The organism is Curtobacterium sp. MCBD17_008 (assembly GCF_003234475.1).
GTDB lineage: Bacteria > Actinomycetota > Actinomycetes > Actinomycetales > Microbacteriaceae > Curtobacterium.
This window is the reverse complement of sequence record NZ_QKTK01000005.1, coordinates 128621-143398: the sequence shown is the minus strand read 5'-3', so window position 1 is coordinate 143398 and position 14778 is coordinate 128621. Positions and strand designations below refer to the sequence as shown.

The window sequence follows — 14778 nt, the reverse complement described above, 5'->3', positions numbered from 1 at the left end:
TCTACTCGAACCGGACGGTGCCGCGGCCTCCGGTCGGCGGACGCCGCGGTCCGTCGAGCGCACGCTCGACCGCGATCCGCACGACACCGCCGTTGTAGCCCTTGCGCATGAGGAACCCGGACAGCCGCCGCTCGGCCGTCGCACGGTCGAGACCACGCATCTGGCCCGCACGCTTCGTGGCGAGTTCGATCGCCCGGATGAACTCGTCGTCCTCGTCGTCCGCGGCCGCGTCGAGTGCTGCGTCGATCGCGGCCTGGTCGATGCCGCGGCGACGGAGGTCCGCCACGATCGCCTGCCGGCCCAGGCCCTTGCGCGAGTGCATCCGGTCCACCAGGTCGGTGGCCAGGGCGACGTCGTCGAGCAGCCCGACGCGGGTGAGCCGTTCGATCTCCTGCTCGATCACGTCGGGGTCGAACGCGTCCTGCTTGCTGAGCATCGCCCGGAGCTCGGACGTGCTCACGCCGCGGCGGCTGAGCGCGCGCATGCTGATGCGCTCGGCGTCGGCGCGCTGCTCGTCGAGCGGCCGCGGGGCGTCCGCCGGGTCCAACTCATCGCCGGTGATCGAGAAGACCGACGCTGTCTGCGCGTCGGCTTCCTCGTCGCCGTACCCGTCCTGCTCAGCGCGAGCACTCCGGCCCGAGCCGTCGCCGACGACCGGGGACAGCCAAGCCGCCTGCGCACCGCGGACGGGCAGCGGCACCGGGGCGTCGGCGTCGGACGGCGGAGCCGCAGGCACACGCTCCCGTCCAGAACCGGCACCGGCACCGGCACCGGCACCGGCACCGGCACCGGCACCGGCACCGGCACCCGGATCATCGCTGCCGACATCCGCCCGGCTGGGGGCGTCCGCTGGAGCCACACCCGCGCCACCAGCGTCGCCGGCACCGGGCCGGGCACCGCCGGAGCGCCGGCGGGACCTCGCACCGAACAGGTCGGTGACCGGCGCGAGGTCCTCGCCGTCGTGGTCGGTCACGCGCCCTTGCGCTCCGCGAGCTTCGGCGCGATCGAGTCGACCGGCGCCGCTTCCTTCGCACCGCCGACGCCGAGCTTGGCGAGGATCTTGCCCTCGATCTCAGCGGCGATCTCGGGGTTCTGGATGAGGAAGGAGCGCGAGTTCTCCTTGCCCTGCCCGAGCTGGTCGCCGTCGTAGGTGTACCAAGCACCGGACTTCTTCACGATCCCGTGGTCGACGCCGAAGTCCAGCAGCGAACCCTCGCGCGAGATGCCCACCCCGTACAGGATGTCGAACTCGGCCTGCTTGAAGGGCGGCGCCATCTTGTTCTTGACGACCTTGACCCGGGTGCGGTTGCCGACGGCGTCCGTCCCGCTCTTCAGCGTCTCGATGCGACGGATGTCGAGGCGGACCGACGCGTAGAACTTGAGCGCCTTACCGCCGGAGGTCGTCTCGGGCGATCCGAAGAACACACCGATCTTCTCGCGCAGCTGGTTGATGAAGATCATCGTGGTCTGCGTCTGGTTCAGCCCACCGGCGAGCTTGCGGAGTGCCTGCGACATGAGGCGGGCCTGCAGACCGACGTGCGAGTCACCCATTTCACCCTCGATCTCCGCGCGGGGCACGAGTGCCGCGACGGAGTCGATGACGATGAGGTCGATGGAACCCGACCGGACGAGCATGTCCGCGATCTCGAGCGCCTGCTCGGCGGTGTCCGGCTGCGAGACGAGCAGCGCGTCGATGTCGACCCCGAGCTTCTTGGCGTACTCCGGGTCGAGCGCGTGCTCGGCGTCGATGAACGCCGCGATGCCGCCGTTGCGCTGCGCGTTCGCGATGGCGTGGATCGTCAGCGTGGTCTTGCCGGAGGACTCCGGCCCGTAGATCTCGATGATGCGTCCGCGCGGGAGCCCACCGATCCCGAGCGCGACGTCCAGCGCGACGGAACCGGTGGGGATGACGGCCACCGGGGCACGCTCATCCGTCCCGAGGCGCATCACGGCACCCTTGCCGAACTGACGGTCGATCTGGGCGAGTGCGGTCTCGAGGGCCTTCTCGCGGTCTACTGGTGATGGCATGGGGTGCTCCTTCGTGCTGATGACGGCCGCCTGTAGGCTGTCGCGTCCGGACCGGCCGATGGTGCAAGGCCACTCGTTCTGCGACAAGGCTTCGGACGTGTTCCGATGTCCTCGAACCTACGGCCGCCCACCGACATCCCTGCCGTCAGGAGCGGAGGTCGTGGATGGGACACCCGGTCGACGTCGCTGTGGAGGAACGTAGCACCGACCGAACACGTGTTCGAGCGACACGCCGAACACACGTTCCCATCCTCCGCAGACTCAGTCGCGCGGCTCCTGCAGTCCCTTGCCGTGCCGACGCTCGAGCGGGACGTCCTGCGAGTCGCAGAGGGCGTCCCACACGGCACGCGCGTCGACGCCCGCCGCGAGCGCGTCGGCGGCCGATCGGCCTCCGAGCTGTTCGAGCACGACGTCCCGGGACACGACCGCTCCGTACGCATCCCCGAACACCTGGTCGACGGCTCGCCAGAACTCACTCACCCGCATCGGACCAGCGTAACAACGGGGAACGCCCCCGTCGGCGGACCGACGGGGGCGTTCGAGCGGTACGGGTCAGCGCACCGCAAGGTCGTTGTCGAACTCGGCGACGAGCTCGTCCGGGAGCGTGTCCGGGACACGCGTGAGTCCCTCGACCACTGCGAGGCGGTCGCCCACCTCGCGCATGATCGTCGAGATCGGGGTGTCGAGGGCATCCGCCACAGAAGCGAGGATCTCGGAGCTGGCCTCTTTCTGACCGCGCTCCACTTCGCTGAGGTACCCGAGGGCAACACTGGCCTTGGACGCGACCTGACGGAGGGTCCGGCCCTTCTGCAAGCGGAAGTCCCGCAGCACGTCGCCGATCTCCTGACGAACGAGAACCATGAGAACTCCTCCTTCCTGTCATCTCCGCGCCCGCTCGATCCGGATGACCGAGCTCGGGTCCGGCGACCCTGAGGTTGCCGGTTGCAGCATGGTAGCCAGTGCGGCTGCCGTCCTGCTGGAGATTGCGTGAGATGTAACCTGACGGTCACGCCCGCTATTCCACGCCCTGGAGTCTGGATCGCAGACGTGCCAGGAGTTCGGAGACGACCGCCGCGCGGATTGCCCCGCGGTCCCCGTCCAGGTGGAGTTCGACCGCTGCGGCGCGCTCGGCGCTCGCGATCCCGATGAACACGGTGCCGACCGGTTTGCCGTCCTGCGGATCCGGTCCGGCGACGCCGGTCGTGCTGATCCCCCAGGTCGCGGGGACGCCGTCCACGGCCAGCGCGATCCGGACACCCGCGGCCATCTGGCGGGCCACCTCGGGGTCCACGGCGCCGTGCTCGGCGAGCAGGTCGGCATCGACACCGAGCACGGTCGCCTTCACGGGCGTGGCGTAGGCGACGACACCGCCGCGCACGACGGCCGACGCCCCGGGGACGCCGACCAGCTCCGACACGACGAGTCCGCCGGTCAACGACTCCGCGACCGCCACGGTCTCGCCGCGTGCGGTCAGGGCCGCCACGAGTGGCGCTGCGTGACCGCCGGAGTCGGCGTCGGTCACGCCGGGGTCCGGTTGTGCTTCCACGCCTGCACCAGGTAGTCGACACCGCTCGCCACGGTCGCCACGAAGGCGGCCGTCATGAAGACGCCGTTCACCCAGTGCGCGAGGTCGCCGACCAGGTGCCACCACGGGAACAGCGCGAGGGTGAGCGCGACGGCCTGCAGCACGGTCTTGACCTTGCCGCCGCGGCTGGCCGGGATGACCCGGTCGGACAGCACGGCGAACCGGAAGACCGTGATGCCGATCTCACGGACCATGATGAGCACCGTCACGTACCAGGGCAGTTCCCCGAGGATCGAGAGGGCCACGAGGGCGCCGCCGATGAGGACCTTGTCGGCGATCGGGTCGACGAGCTTCCCGAAGTCGGTGACCAGGTCCTGGCGCCGCGCGATGACGCCGTCGGCGCTGTCGGTGACGATCGCCACGACGAAGAGCACGGCGGCCCAGATGCGCACCGGCCCGTCCGCACCGGCGTCCGCCAGGAGCAGCACGAAGAACAGCGGCGCCATGAGGATGCGCACCACGGTGATGATGTTCGCGACGTTCGCGGTCGATGCGGGGCCGGGACCCTTCCGCAGGATCCGGCCGCGCCACGGGAACCGGTTGGTCGTACCGTCGGAGGCGGTCATGGTCTCACTCCCTGCCCGTCAGGCCCCAGGCGTCCTCGTCGGTGTCGCCGTCCACCTCATCGTACCCACGTGTCATGCCGGCCACCGGGTCGTCCCCGTACCGGTCGTCGGACCCCTCCGCCGGGTGCGTGGACCCAGCCGCGGCGGGGGCGGCGGGCGCTGCCGGCGGCTCCTCGCCCCGGAGCTTCGCGAGCACCGCGGGCAGCTGGTCCCCCGTCACGAGGACGTCACGTGCCTTGGACCCCTCGGACGGCCCGACGATGTCGCGGGACTCCATGAGGTCCATGAGCCGCCCGGCCTTCGCGAAGCCGACCCGGAGCTTGCGCTGCAGCATCGACGTCGAACCGAACTGCGTCGAGACGACCTGTTCAACGGCCGCCAACAGCAGCTCGAGGTCGTCGCCGATGTCGGCGTCGATCTCCTTGCGCTCGACCACGGCCGCGACGTCCTGCCGGTACTCGGGCTGGGCCTGTCGCGTGACGTGCTGGACGACCTCGGCGACCTCGGTCTCCTGCACCCAGGCGCCCTGCACGCGGACCGCCTTGGACGACCCCATGGGCAGGAACAGGCCGTCGCCCTGGCCGATGAGCTTGTCGGCGCCGGGCTGGTCGAGGATGACGCGGGAGTCCGTGACGCTCGTGACGGCGAAGGCGATGCGCGACGGCACGTTCGCCTTGATGAGGCCCGTGATGACGTCCACCGACGGGCGCTGCGTCGCGAGCACCAGGTGGATGCCGGCGGCGCGGGCGAGCTGGGTGATGCGGACGATCGACTCCTCGACGTCGCGCGGGGCGACGAGCATGAGGTCGGCGAGCTCGTCCACGACGACGAGCAGGTACGGGTACGGCTTGAGCTTCCGCTCACTGCCGGCCGGCAGCACGATCTCCTCGTTCTGGACGGCCTTGTTGAAGTCGTCGACGTGCCGGAAGCCGAACGACGCCAGGTCGTCGTACCGCATGTCCATCTCCTTCACGACCCACTGCAGCGCTTCGGCCGCCTTCTTCGGGTTCGTGATGATGGGGGTGATGAGGTGCGGGACGCCGGCGTAGATCGACAGCTCCACGCGCTTCGGGTCGACGAGGACCATGCGGACCTCGGACGGCTTCGCGCGCATGAGCAGCGACGTGATCATCGAGTTGATGAAGACCGACTTGCCGGAGCCCGTGGAGCCCGCGACGAGCAGGTGCGGCATCTTCGCCAGGTTCGCCACGACGAAGCCGCCTTCGACGTCCTTGCCGACACCGATGGTCATCGGGTGCTTCGACTTCGTGGCCGCGCTCGACCGGAGGACGTCACCGAGGGAGACGATCTCGCGGTCGGTGTTCGGGATCTCGACGCCGATCGCGCTCTTGCCCGGGATCGGCGAGAGGATGCGGACCTCGTTCGAGGCGACCGCGTAGGACAGGTTCTTCGACAGGGCCGTGACGCGCTCCACCTTGACGCCCGGGCCGAGCTCGATCTCGTACCGCGTGACCGTCGGACCGCGGGAGAACCCGGTGACCTTCGCGTCGACCTTGAACTCGGTCAGGACGCCGGTGATGGCGGCGACGATCTCGTCGTTCGCCTGGCTGCGGGCGACCGAGGGGGTGCCGGGGCTCAGTGTCGTCGCCGCCGGCAGCCGGTACGGGTGCGCCGGGTCCTCCTCGGTCGCGACCGGCGGCAGACCCTCGGGCTCGTCGTCCACGCCGACGTCGCCGAGGTCCGACTCCGCCGACACGACGGGGACGCTCGCCGGAGCGACGGGCGCCGGTCCGGTCGGGAGGCCCGTGGCGACGGCAGCTGCCACGTCACGGTCCGGACGGAACGCCTCCGTCGGGGACGCCGGCGCCGGCGACCCGAAGTCGCGCAGTGCCTGCTCTGCGCGGTCGAGGTCGTCGGCGACGTCCTGCTCGACCGAGTCGTTCAGGTTGACCGAGACCGGCTCGGCGGGCGTCAGGTCGCGGAGACCGGCCGCGGCACCCGGGGCCGGGACGGCTGCGGGCGCGACACCGGTCGGCGGGATGACGGGGCTGTCGTACGCCGGGTCCTCTTCGCGTCCGGACTTGTTGCGGCGCCACCACGGCAGGTGCCCGTCGGCGCCGTCCTCGACGGGGGTGCCGTCCTCATCGAACCCGAGGTCCTCGAACAGCGGGAAGTCCTGCGACTGTCCCTTCGGGCTCCGCTTGCGGGTCGGCTTCGTCGCCGGCGCGGTGTCGTCCTCGGCGACGGGTGCCTCGGCGGCCGGGCCGGGAGCGCCGAACAGGTACGCGTACAGCTCGTGCAGCCGCCGGCCGAGCTTGTTCGGCGGGGTCTTGGTGATGATGAAGAGCGAGAGCGCGAGCAGGACCACCGCCACGGGGACCGCGACCCACGCGGTCGCGACGGCGACGAGCCAGCCGATGACGACCCACCCGAGCACGCCGCCGGCCGCGGCCAGGGCGGGCATGCCGTCCGCGGCACTCGGCTGTCCGCCGAACACGTGGCAGAGCGAGGCGATCGACACGAGCATCAGCCCGAGTCCGATCCCGATCCGGGTGTTGTCGTGCACGGAGGCCGGGTGCCGGAACAGCCAGCCGGCGAACACGACCATGATGACGGGCAGCGCGAACGCCAGGCGCCCGAACAGGCCACCGAACGTGTAGGCGTCGAGCCCGATCGACACCGGGTTCGTGGGGTTGAGCCACTCCACCACGGCGCCGAGGACCGCGAGGACGAACAACAGGAACGGGAACCCGTCGCGCCGCTGGTCCTTCTCGAGCGACTCCTTGCCAAGCAGCCGGAAACCGGCCCCGACGCCGTGCGCCACGCCCATCCACGCGGTCACGAGCGGGTTCTGCTCACGGAACACCGGCGTGGGTGCAGCCTGCGGCAGCTTCTTCGTCGTCGCCTGGGTGCGCGTCGTCCCGCGCGCCCCGCTTCCACGGGTCGACGACGAGGACGCGCGCGAGCGCGTGGTCGACTTGGTGCCTCCGGCCATGGGCAGAACCCTAATCGTTCCCGGGGACAACGACGGGAGGCCCGCCGCAACGTCCGGAGCGGACGTGCAGCGGGCCTCCCGGTGCGGTGGGGCGGAGCCCCTATGCCTCGATGACGACCGGCACGATCATCGGGCGACGGCGGTGCTTCGTGTTCACCCAGCGGCCGACCGTGCGCCGGACGACCTGCGTGAACGCGTGCTGGTCGCGCGTGCCGTTGCCGGCGGCGTCCGCCAGGGCCTTCGCGATCTGCGGACGGACGTCGTCGAAGACGGAGTCGTCCTCGGCGAATCCGCGGGACTGGATCTCCGGACCGATGACGCACTGGCCCGTGGTGAAGTCGACGGCGCAGAAGACCGAGATGAAACCCTCCTCGGCCAGCACGCGGCGGTCCTTCAGGTCGGCGTCGGTGATCTCACCGACGGTGGACCCGTCCACGTAGACGTACCCGATGTCGAGCTGACCGGCGATGGTCACGACGCCGTCCTTGAGGTCGACGACCGTGCCGTCCTCCCCCAGGACCACGTTGCGCGGCGGGACGCCGGTCTGGATCGCCAGGTCGGCGTTCGCGTACAGGTGACGGTGCTCGCCGTGCACGGGCATGACGTTGCGCGGCCGGAGGATGTTGTAGCAGTAGAGCAGCTCGCCGGCGGACGCGTGCCCGGAGACGTGCACCTTCGCGTTGCCCTTGTGCACGACCTTCGCGCCGAGCTTGGTCAGCCCGTCGATCACGCGGTAGACGGCGTTCTCGTTGCCCGGGATGAGCGACGACGCGAGGATGACGGTGTCGCCCTCGCCGATCTCGATCTGGTGCTCGAGGTTCGCCATGCGGGCGAGGACGGCCATCGGCTCGCCCTGGGACCCGGTCGACATGTAGACGATCTGGTCGTCGGGGACGTTCTTCGCCTTCTTCGTGTCGATGAGCACGTTCTCCGGCACCCGCAGGTACCCGAGCTCGGCGGCGATCGTCATGTTGCGGATCATCGAGCGGCCCATGAACGCGACCTTGCGGTTCGCGGCTGCGGCGGCGTCGAGGACCTGCTGCACGCGGTGCACGTGGGACGAGAAGCTCGCGACGACGACCTTCTTGCGGGCGCGCGTGATGATGTTCTCGAGCACGGGGCCGATGTCGCGCTCCGGGGCGGTGAAGCCCGGCACGTCGGCGTTCGTGGAGTCCGGCAGGAACAGGTCGACGCCCTGCTCGCCGAGACGCGCGAACGCACGGAGGTCGGTGATCCGGTCGTCGAGCGGCAGCTGGTCCATCTTGAAGTCACCGGTGTGCAGCACGCGGCCGGCCGGGGTGGTGATGGCGACGGCGAGGGCGTCCGGGATCGAGTGGTTCACGGCGACGAACTCGAGGTGGAACGGACCGAGCTGCTCGGTCTGGTCCTCGGCGACGTTGAGCGTGTACGGCTTGATCCGGTGTTCCTTGAGCTTCGCCTCGACGAGTGCGAGGGTCAGCGTGGAGCCGATGAGCGGGATGTCGCCGCGGAGCTTCAGCAGGTACGGGACGGCGCCGATGTGGTCCTCGTGCCCGTGCGTGAGCACGACACCGAGGACGTCGTCGAGGCGGTCCCGGATCGGCGAGAAGTCCGGCAGGATCAGGTCGACCCCGGGCTGGTGCTCCTCCGGGAAGAGGACGCCGGCGTCGACGATGAGGATCTTGCCCTCGAACTCGTAGACGGTCATGTTGCGACCGATCTCGCCGAGTCCCCCGACGGGGATGACTCGGAGCGTTCCGGGTTCGAGCGGCTGCGGTGTGGAGATCTGTGTGGGCATTCGGTCCTACGGATTCGGGCGACGCACGTCGTGCGTCGCGGTGTTCGTCTAGCGGGTGGTGCCTGGCACCTTCGGTAGTGCGCCGCCGGCCGCTGCGTTGCGGTCGGGGCGGAAGTTGGAGAAGTCGGCGCCGGGGACGTCCCGGACGGCCTCGAGCGAGGTCTCGATGGCGTACGCCTCGGAGTCCTCGGGCCCGACGAGGGGCAGGCGGACACGCGGGCTGCCGATACGGCCGAGCCCGTGCAGGACGTACTTCGCGGCGACGGTGCCGGGCACGTGGGTCATGACCGCGCGGACGAGGGGCTCGAGGCGCTTGTGCTCGGCCGTCGCGGTGGCCAGGTCGCCGCGGTTCACGGCGTCGACGATCGTGCGGTACGGCGTGCTCGTGATGTTCGCCGTGACACCGATGAGGCCCGTGGCACCGATCGACAGGTGCGGGAGCACGTTCGTGTCGTCGCCCGAGAAGTACATGAGGTCCGTGTTGTTGAGCACCCGCGAGACCTCGGCGAAGTCGCCCTTGGCGTCCTTCACCGCGAGGATGTTCGGGTGCTTCGACGCGCGCAGGATGGTGTCGTACGTGATCGGGATGCCGGTGCGGCCCGGGATGTCGTACAGGATCACCGGCAGGTCGGTCGCGTCGGCGATCATCCGGAAGTGCGTGAGGACACCGGCCTGGGTCGGCTTGTTGTAGTACGGCGTGACGATCATGACCCCGTCGGCACCGGCGCGCTCGCTCTGCTTGTAGAGCTGCATGGCGTGCGCGGTCTCGTTGGAGCCACCGCCGGTGATGATCTTCGCGCGACCCGCGGCGACGGACTTGCCGACCTCGACCAGCCGGAGTTTCTCCGGGTCGGTGAGGGTCGACGTCTCGCCGGTGGTGCCGGTCACGACGATGCCGTCGGCACCCGCCGTGATGCAGTCGTCGATGTGCTGCTCGACGCCCGGCCAGTCCACCTCGCCGTCGGCGGTGAACGGGGTCACGAGCGCGACGAGGACCTGGCCGAAGGGATTCTCACGCGTGGACACGGAGTCCAGCGTACCGGGCGCGACGGACCGGGCGTCCGTCCGCCCGGACGGTGCCCCGCCGGGAGGCCCGGATCACCTCCGACAGGTGGGTTCAGGCGCGGCGGCGCCAGTCGAGGAAGCGGTAGCGCGAGCCGTCGACGCGGGACACCTGCCAGGGGCCCTCGTCGACGAGGGTCCAGTCCTCGCCGAGCGTCGGTGCCGAGGTGTCCCCGTCCACCTCGACGTCGACGACGGTCTCCGCGACGCGGTCGGCCGAGGACAGGGCGTCCGCGTAGACCGCGCCGCCGCCGATCACCCAGACGTCGTCGTCGGTGTCGAGCGCGCTGGCCAGGTCGTGCACGACCACGGCACCCTCGGCGGACCACGCGGTGTCCCGCGTCAGCACGACGTTCCGGCGACCGGGCAGCGGGCGGAAGCGCTCGGGCAGGGAGTCCCAGGTGCGACGCCCCATCACGACGGTCGCGCTGCCGGTGACCTCGCGGAAGTGCGCGAGGTCCTCCGGCACGTGCCAGGGGATGCCCCCGTCCGCGCCGATGACGCCGTTCGACGACCGGGCCCAGACGAGCCCGACGCCGGTGATCCCCACCGGCACGGCCGGCTCGCCGCTGGCGCGTCGATCCGGAACCGGCGGCGTGGGCCCGGGCTCCGTCCAGGACCCCGCCCGGTCGTCCGTCATCAGACCGCGACCTTGCCGGAGATCGCCGGGTGGTGCTCGTAGCCGACGACGGTGATGTCCTCGTACTCGTAGTCGTCGATCGAGTCGCGCGGGGCGAGCTCGAGCGTCGGCAGCGGGTACGGCGTCCGGGTCAGCTGCTCCTGCACCTGCTCGACGTGGTTGTCGTAGACGTGGCAGTCGCCACCCGTCCAGATGAAGTCGCCGACCTCGAGTCCGGTCTGTGCCGCGACCATGTGCGTCAGCAGGGCGTACGAGGCGATGTTGAAGGGGACGCCGAGGAACATGTCCGCGCTCCGCTGGTACAGCTGGCACGAGAGCTTGCCGTCGTTGACGTGGAACTGGAAGAACGCGTGGCACGGGGCGAGCGCCATGCTCGGGATGTCCGCCACGTTCCACGCCGACACGATGAGCCGACGCGAATCGGGGTTCGACCGGATCTGCTCGATGACCTGGGCGATCTGGTCGACGTGCTCGCCGGACGGGGTCGGCCAGGAGCGCCACTGCACGCCGTACACCGGCCCGAGGTCGCCGTCCTCGCCCGCCCACTCGTTCCAGATCCGGACGCCGTGCTCCTGCAGCCAGCCGACGTTCGAGTCCCCGCGGAGGAACCACAGCAGCTCGTACGCGATCGACTTCATGTGCACGCGCTTCGTGGTGACGAGCGGGAACCCCTGCGACAGGTCGTAGCGCAGCTGCGCACCGAACAGGCTGCGGGTACCGGTGCCGGTCCGGTCGCCCTTCGGGGAGCCCTCCTCGAGCACTCGGCGCAGCAGGTCTTCGTACGGCGTGGGGATCTCGGTCACGACGTCGAGCCTAAGCGTGCACCGCGGTGGAGGCGAGCCGGGCGACCGGTGGGGTGTCGGGCCTCCCGGCAGCGCCGCGGCGGGCCGTCAGGTGCGTGAGTACCGTGGCGGCATGACGTCACAGCCCCTCTCGGTCCTGGTGGCCGGCGCATCCGGCTTCATCGGCACGCCACTCGTCCGTGCCCTGCGCGAGGCGGGGCACCACGTCTCGACGCTGGTGCGGCGCGAGCCGCGGACGCCGACCGAGTTCCGGTGGGCACCCGGGGAGCGTCCGCTCGACCCGGCCGTCCTGGACGGCGCCGACGTCGTCGTCAACCTGTCCGGCGCGAACCTCGGCAAGCTGCCCTGGACGGACTCCTACCGACACGCGATCCGGTCCTCCCGGGTCGACGCCACGACGACCCTGGTCGAGGCGATGCGTGCCGCGACGACACCGCCCCGCGTCTTCCTGTCCGGGTCCGCCTCGGGCGTGTACGGCGACCGGCCGGCGGACGTCCTCGACGACGACGCGGCGTCCGGCAGCGGGTTCCTCGCCGACATCTGCACCGCGTGGGAGGCAGCGGCCCGCCGCGCGCCCGACGGCGTGCGCGTCGTGCTGCTGCGCACCGGCATCGTCATCGGCCAGGGCGGTGGCGCGCTCGCCCCGCTCGTCCCGCTGACGAAGGCGGGTGGCGGCGGTCGTCTCGGCACCGGTGGCCAGTGGTGGCCGTGGATCGCCCTCGAGGACCAGGTCGGTGCGATCGTGCACCTCGTGACCGCCGACGACGTGTCCGGTCCGGTCAACCTGTCGGGCCCGGAGCCGGCCGTGGCCGACCGCATCACCAAGCGCGTCGCCGAGGACCTGCACCGCCCGTACCTGTTCCGGGTCCCGGCCTTCGCACTCCGCAGGCTGCTCGGGGACGCGGCGGACGAGATGCTCCTGTCCAACCAGCGGATGGTCCCGGCGAAGCTGCTCCACTCGGGCTACACGTTCCGGTACACGCGGGCCGAGGACGCGGTCGACGCGGCGTTCTGACCCGGGCCCCACACCGTCAGCGTGCGTGCGCGAGGGCGGTCCGCATCGCGGCGCGGGCGCGCTTCCGGTCCCCCGCCGCGTCGTAGACGACCCCGAGGCGGTACCAGGCACGCCAGTCGTCCGGGGCGGCCTCGACCGCGGCGCGGTAGCGCGGGAACAGCTCGTCGGCGGCGCCCCGGTCCGGACGCCTGGAGGGGCGCACCGGGACGACGTCCGACGGTGCGCCGCCGTCCCGTTCGAGCCGGGCGCCGAGGCGCGTGATGCGCAGTCCGAACCGGAGTTCCAGCACGAGGAGCAGTGCCCCCACCAGGGCCACGACGACCAGCGCGACACCGATGCCGACGCCGACCGGGAGGCCGGTCGCGATGAACGCCACCGCCCGCTGCCCGACGAGCACGATGTACACCACGAGCAGGACGGTCATGAGCAGGACGCCCCAGAGCGGTGACCGCAGGCCTCGCACGAGCGTCGCCTACCCGATGCCGAGCACGGACCCGAGGCCGACCGTCAACCCGCGCATCGACCCGACCGCCTGCAGCGCGGCGCGGATGCCCGGCAGGTAGGCGGCGTCGTCCCCGGTGTCGTGGCGGATGGTCAGGGTCTCGCCGGGACCGCTCAGCACGACGTCCTGCACGGCCTTCACCCCGGGAAGCCGGAGCGAGTGGATCGGCACGCTCGCGACCTGCTGCCCGCGCGCACGCTGGTCGACGTGCGGGGCCTCGACCGGCCCGACGTCGCGCCGGGCCTCGGCGATGAGCTCGGCGGTGCGGACGGCGGTCCCGGACGGCGAGTCGATCTTGCCGGCGTGGTGGCTCTCGACGATCTCGACGGAGGGGAACCACGGGGCCGCGATCGTCGCGAGGTGCGTGCCGATCACCGACCCGATCGAGAAGTTCGGCACGACGAAGGCGCCCTGCTCGGGCCGGTCGACGAGCGACGCCCGCAGTCTCCCGAGTCGCTCCCCCGACCACCCCGAGGTACCGACCAGGACGTTCGCGCCGCTGGCCAGGGCGTTCTCGACGATGGCGGGGCTGAGCGCGGGCACCGTGACGTCGACGACGAGCTCCGCACCCGCGAACACCGAGCCGGGGGCGTCGTGCGCGCTGTCCCGCGAGGACAACCGCGCGACGAGCTCGAACTCGGGCAGTTCCTCGACGACGGCGGCCACGAGGCCCCCGAGCCGACCGGAGGCGCCGACGACGGCGACGGGAGTGACCATGTCCCCATCCTAGGATCGGAGCATGTCCGACGATCGCAGCCAGGTCAGCGTCCGCGTCGTCCCCGCCGACCTCCCCGAGGTCGACGCCCTGCTCGACCGGTACCTGGACGAGCGCGAGGCCACGTTCCCGAGCGCGCAGGGCAACTACTCGCGGAAGCGGACACCGGCCGCCGAGTTCGTGCCGCCGAACGGCGTCTTCGTGGTCGCGACCGACGGACCCGTCGCGGTCGGCTGTGGCGGGCTGCGCCGCATCGCCGACGACGGCGACGACGTGCGCTTCGAGGTCAAGCACGTGTTCGTGACGCCGGAGGGTCGGGGCCGCGGCGTCGCGACCGCGATGATGGACGTCCTCGAGACCGCCGCCGCGGACTTCGGCGCGACGAGCATCGTCCTCGACACGAACGACTCGCTCGTCGCCGCGGGCGCGATGTACCGCGGTCGGGGCTACGAGCGGGTGCCGGCCTTCAACGACAACCCGAACGCGACCGCCTGGTACCGCAAGCCCGTGCGCCGGCCCTAGAGCGGCTGCGGGACGGGCAGCCCGGTGCGGAGCTCGACCGGCAGGTGCGCGAGGTCGTTCAGCGTGACGAGCTCGGCGGGCTTCGCGGACCGGATCCGGATGATCGTCAGCGAACTGTGCGCCACGTTCGTCCCCATCCAGCGCCACTCCGGGGCCTGGAAGACCTCGCGGACGAACCAGCCGATGACGGCGTTGTGCGTGATGAGCAGGTCGTGGCGGTCCTCCATCGCGGGCGTGAACCACTCCGCGACGGCGTCCTCCATCTGCGCCTGTCCCGCGACGATCTCCTCTTCCGTGACGCCCCCGTACCAGCCCTTGTAGGCGTGCGGCATGTCGGGTGTCGGTCCGGAGGGGATGCAGTCGAAGAGCAGGGTCGACGGCTCGGGCTGGATGGCCGGGAGGCGCTGCTGCAGGAAGGACGCGGTCTCGCTCGGGGCGTCGAGCGGGGAGTGCCACACGCCGTCGAACGGCACGCCGCCCAGACGGTCGGCGATGAGCATCGCCTGGCGCTTGCCGCGTTCCGAGAGCTTGCCGTCCCGCAGACCGTGCTCGGCGTCCTGGTGTTCGCCGTGCCGGACGAGGTAGAGGTAGTGCGACATCGTGGAGG

Annotated in this window: 16 protein-coding genes; 2 read left to right on the top strand and 14 right to left on the bottom strand. The window is 71.1% G+C overall.

Translation table 11 applies throughout. The annotated features are described in order from the left end of the window. Position 1: 1 nt before the first annotated feature. The 11 genes from DEI95_RS06995 to DEI95_RS06945 all read right to left on the bottom strand — a co-directional run bounded on the left by DEI95_RS06995 (position 2) and on the right by DEI95_RS06945 (position 11417). Positions 2–973 carry a regulatory protein RecX gene (locus tag DEI95_RS06995; protein WP_111059785.1) on the bottom strand — a complete coding sequence of 324 codons (972 nt, stop codon included), beginning with the start codon at positions 971–973 and terminating at the stop codon, positions 2–4. Beyond that, on the bottom strand, positions 970–2028 hold the full coding sequence (gene recA / locus DEI95_RS06990; protein ID WP_110823884.1) for a recombinase RecA: 1059 nt from the start codon (positions 2026–2028) through the stop codon (positions 970–972). The genes DEI95_RS06995 and recA overlap by 4 nt, the downstream gene beginning before the upstream one ends. 261 nt (positions 2029–2289) lie before the next feature. Continuing rightward, positions 2290–2514 carry a DUF3046 domain-containing protein gene (locus DEI95_RS06985; protein ID WP_110823883.1) on the bottom strand — a complete coding sequence of 75 codons (225 nt, stop codon included), beginning with the start codon at positions 2512–2514 and terminating at the stop codon, positions 2290–2292. 66 nt (positions 2515–2580) lie between these two features. Then, positions 2581–2889, bottom strand: coding sequence for a helix-turn-helix domain-containing protein (locus DEI95_RS06980; RefSeq protein ID WP_110823882.1), 309 nt, complete (start codon positions 2887–2889; stop codon positions 2581–2583). A gap of 154 nt (positions 2890–3043) precedes the next feature. Continuing rightward, complete coding sequence (locus tag DEI95_RS06975; RefSeq protein WP_110890567.1) at positions 3044–3550, bottom strand: CinA family protein; 507 nt, start codon at positions 3548–3550, stop codon at positions 3044–3046. Further along, positions 3547–4179, bottom strand: a complete 633-nt coding sequence (gene pgsA / locus DEI95_RS06970; protein WP_111059784.1) for a CDP-diacylglycerol--glycerol-3-phosphate 3-phosphatidyltransferase — start codon at positions 4177–4179, stop codon at positions 3547–3549. Before pgsA ends, DEI95_RS06975 begins: the two co-directional genes overlap by 4 nt. Positions 4180–4183: 4 nt before the next feature. Beyond that, positions 4184–7135 carry a DNA translocase FtsK gene (locus tag DEI95_RS06965; RefSeq protein ID WP_110823879.1) on the bottom strand — a complete coding sequence of 984 codons (2952 nt, stop codon included), beginning with the start codon at positions 7133–7135 and terminating at the stop codon, positions 4184–4186. A gap of 100 nt (positions 7136–7235) precedes the next feature. Then, entirely contained in the window at positions 7236–8912 is a 1677-nt protein-coding gene (locus tag DEI95_RS06960; RefSeq protein ID WP_110823878.1) for a ribonuclease J, read from the bottom strand. A 48-nt stretch (positions 8913–8960) separates the two neighbouring features. Further along, positions 8961–9938 carry a 4-hydroxy-tetrahydrodipicolinate synthase gene (gene dapA, locus DEI95_RS06955; protein WP_110823877.1) on the bottom strand — a complete coding sequence of 326 codons (978 nt, stop codon included), beginning with the start codon at positions 9936–9938 and terminating at the stop codon, positions 8961–8963. Between the two features lie 91 nt (positions 9939–10029). Next, positions 10030–10518 carry a dihydrofolate reductase gene (locus tag DEI95_RS06950; RefSeq protein WP_111059812.1) on the bottom strand — a complete coding sequence of 163 codons (489 nt, stop codon included), beginning with the start codon at positions 10516–10518 and terminating at the stop codon, positions 10030–10032. A gap of 95 nt (positions 10519–10613) precedes the next feature. Further along, the gene (locus DEI95_RS06945; protein ID WP_220032700.1) at positions 10614–11417 is read right to left on the bottom strand and encodes a thymidylate synthase; all 804 of its coding nucleotides are present in this window, start codon (positions 11415–11417) and stop codon (positions 10614–10616) included. 112 nt (positions 11418–11529) lie between these two features. On the opposite strand from DEI95_RS06945, the gene DEI95_RS06940 reads away from it, so the two are divergent. Then, positions 11530–12432 carry a TIGR01777 family oxidoreductase gene (locus DEI95_RS06940; RefSeq protein WP_111059783.1) on the top strand — a complete coding sequence of 301 codons (903 nt, stop codon included), beginning with the start codon at positions 11530–11532 and terminating at the stop codon, positions 12430–12432. Between the two features lie 16 nt (positions 12433–12448). On the opposite strand, the gene DEI95_RS06935 is transcribed toward DEI95_RS06940, so the two are convergent. After that, positions 12449–12895 (bottom strand): tetratricopeptide repeat protein, encoded by a 447-nt coding sequence (locus tag DEI95_RS06935; protein WP_375342342.1) that lies wholly within the window; start codon positions 12893–12895, stop codon positions 12449–12451. A 9-nt stretch (positions 12896–12904) separates the two neighbouring features. Further along, on the bottom strand, positions 12905–13651 hold the full coding sequence (locus DEI95_RS06930; RefSeq protein ID WP_110823875.1) for a 4-hydroxy-tetrahydrodipicolinate reductase: 747 nt from the start codon (positions 13649–13651) through the stop codon (positions 12905–12907). Between the two features lie 22 nt (positions 13652–13673). Here DEI95_RS06930 and DEI95_RS06925 point away from each other — a divergent pair, with 22 nt between their 5' ends. Beyond that, positions 13674–14171 carry a GNAT family N-acetyltransferase gene (locus tag DEI95_RS06925; RefSeq protein ID WP_111059781.1) on the top strand — a complete coding sequence of 166 codons (498 nt, stop codon included), beginning with the start codon at positions 13674–13676 and terminating at the stop codon, positions 14169–14171. Here DEI95_RS06925 and DEI95_RS06920 read toward each other — a convergent pair. Next, the gene (locus DEI95_RS06920) at positions 14168–14770 is read right to left on the bottom strand and encodes a histidine phosphatase family protein (protein WP_110823873.1); all 603 of its coding nucleotides are present in this window, start codon (positions 14768–14770) and stop codon (positions 14168–14170) included. The genes DEI95_RS06925 and DEI95_RS06920 overlap by 4 nt on opposite strands. Between the last annotated feature and the right edge of the window lie 8 nt (positions 14771–14778).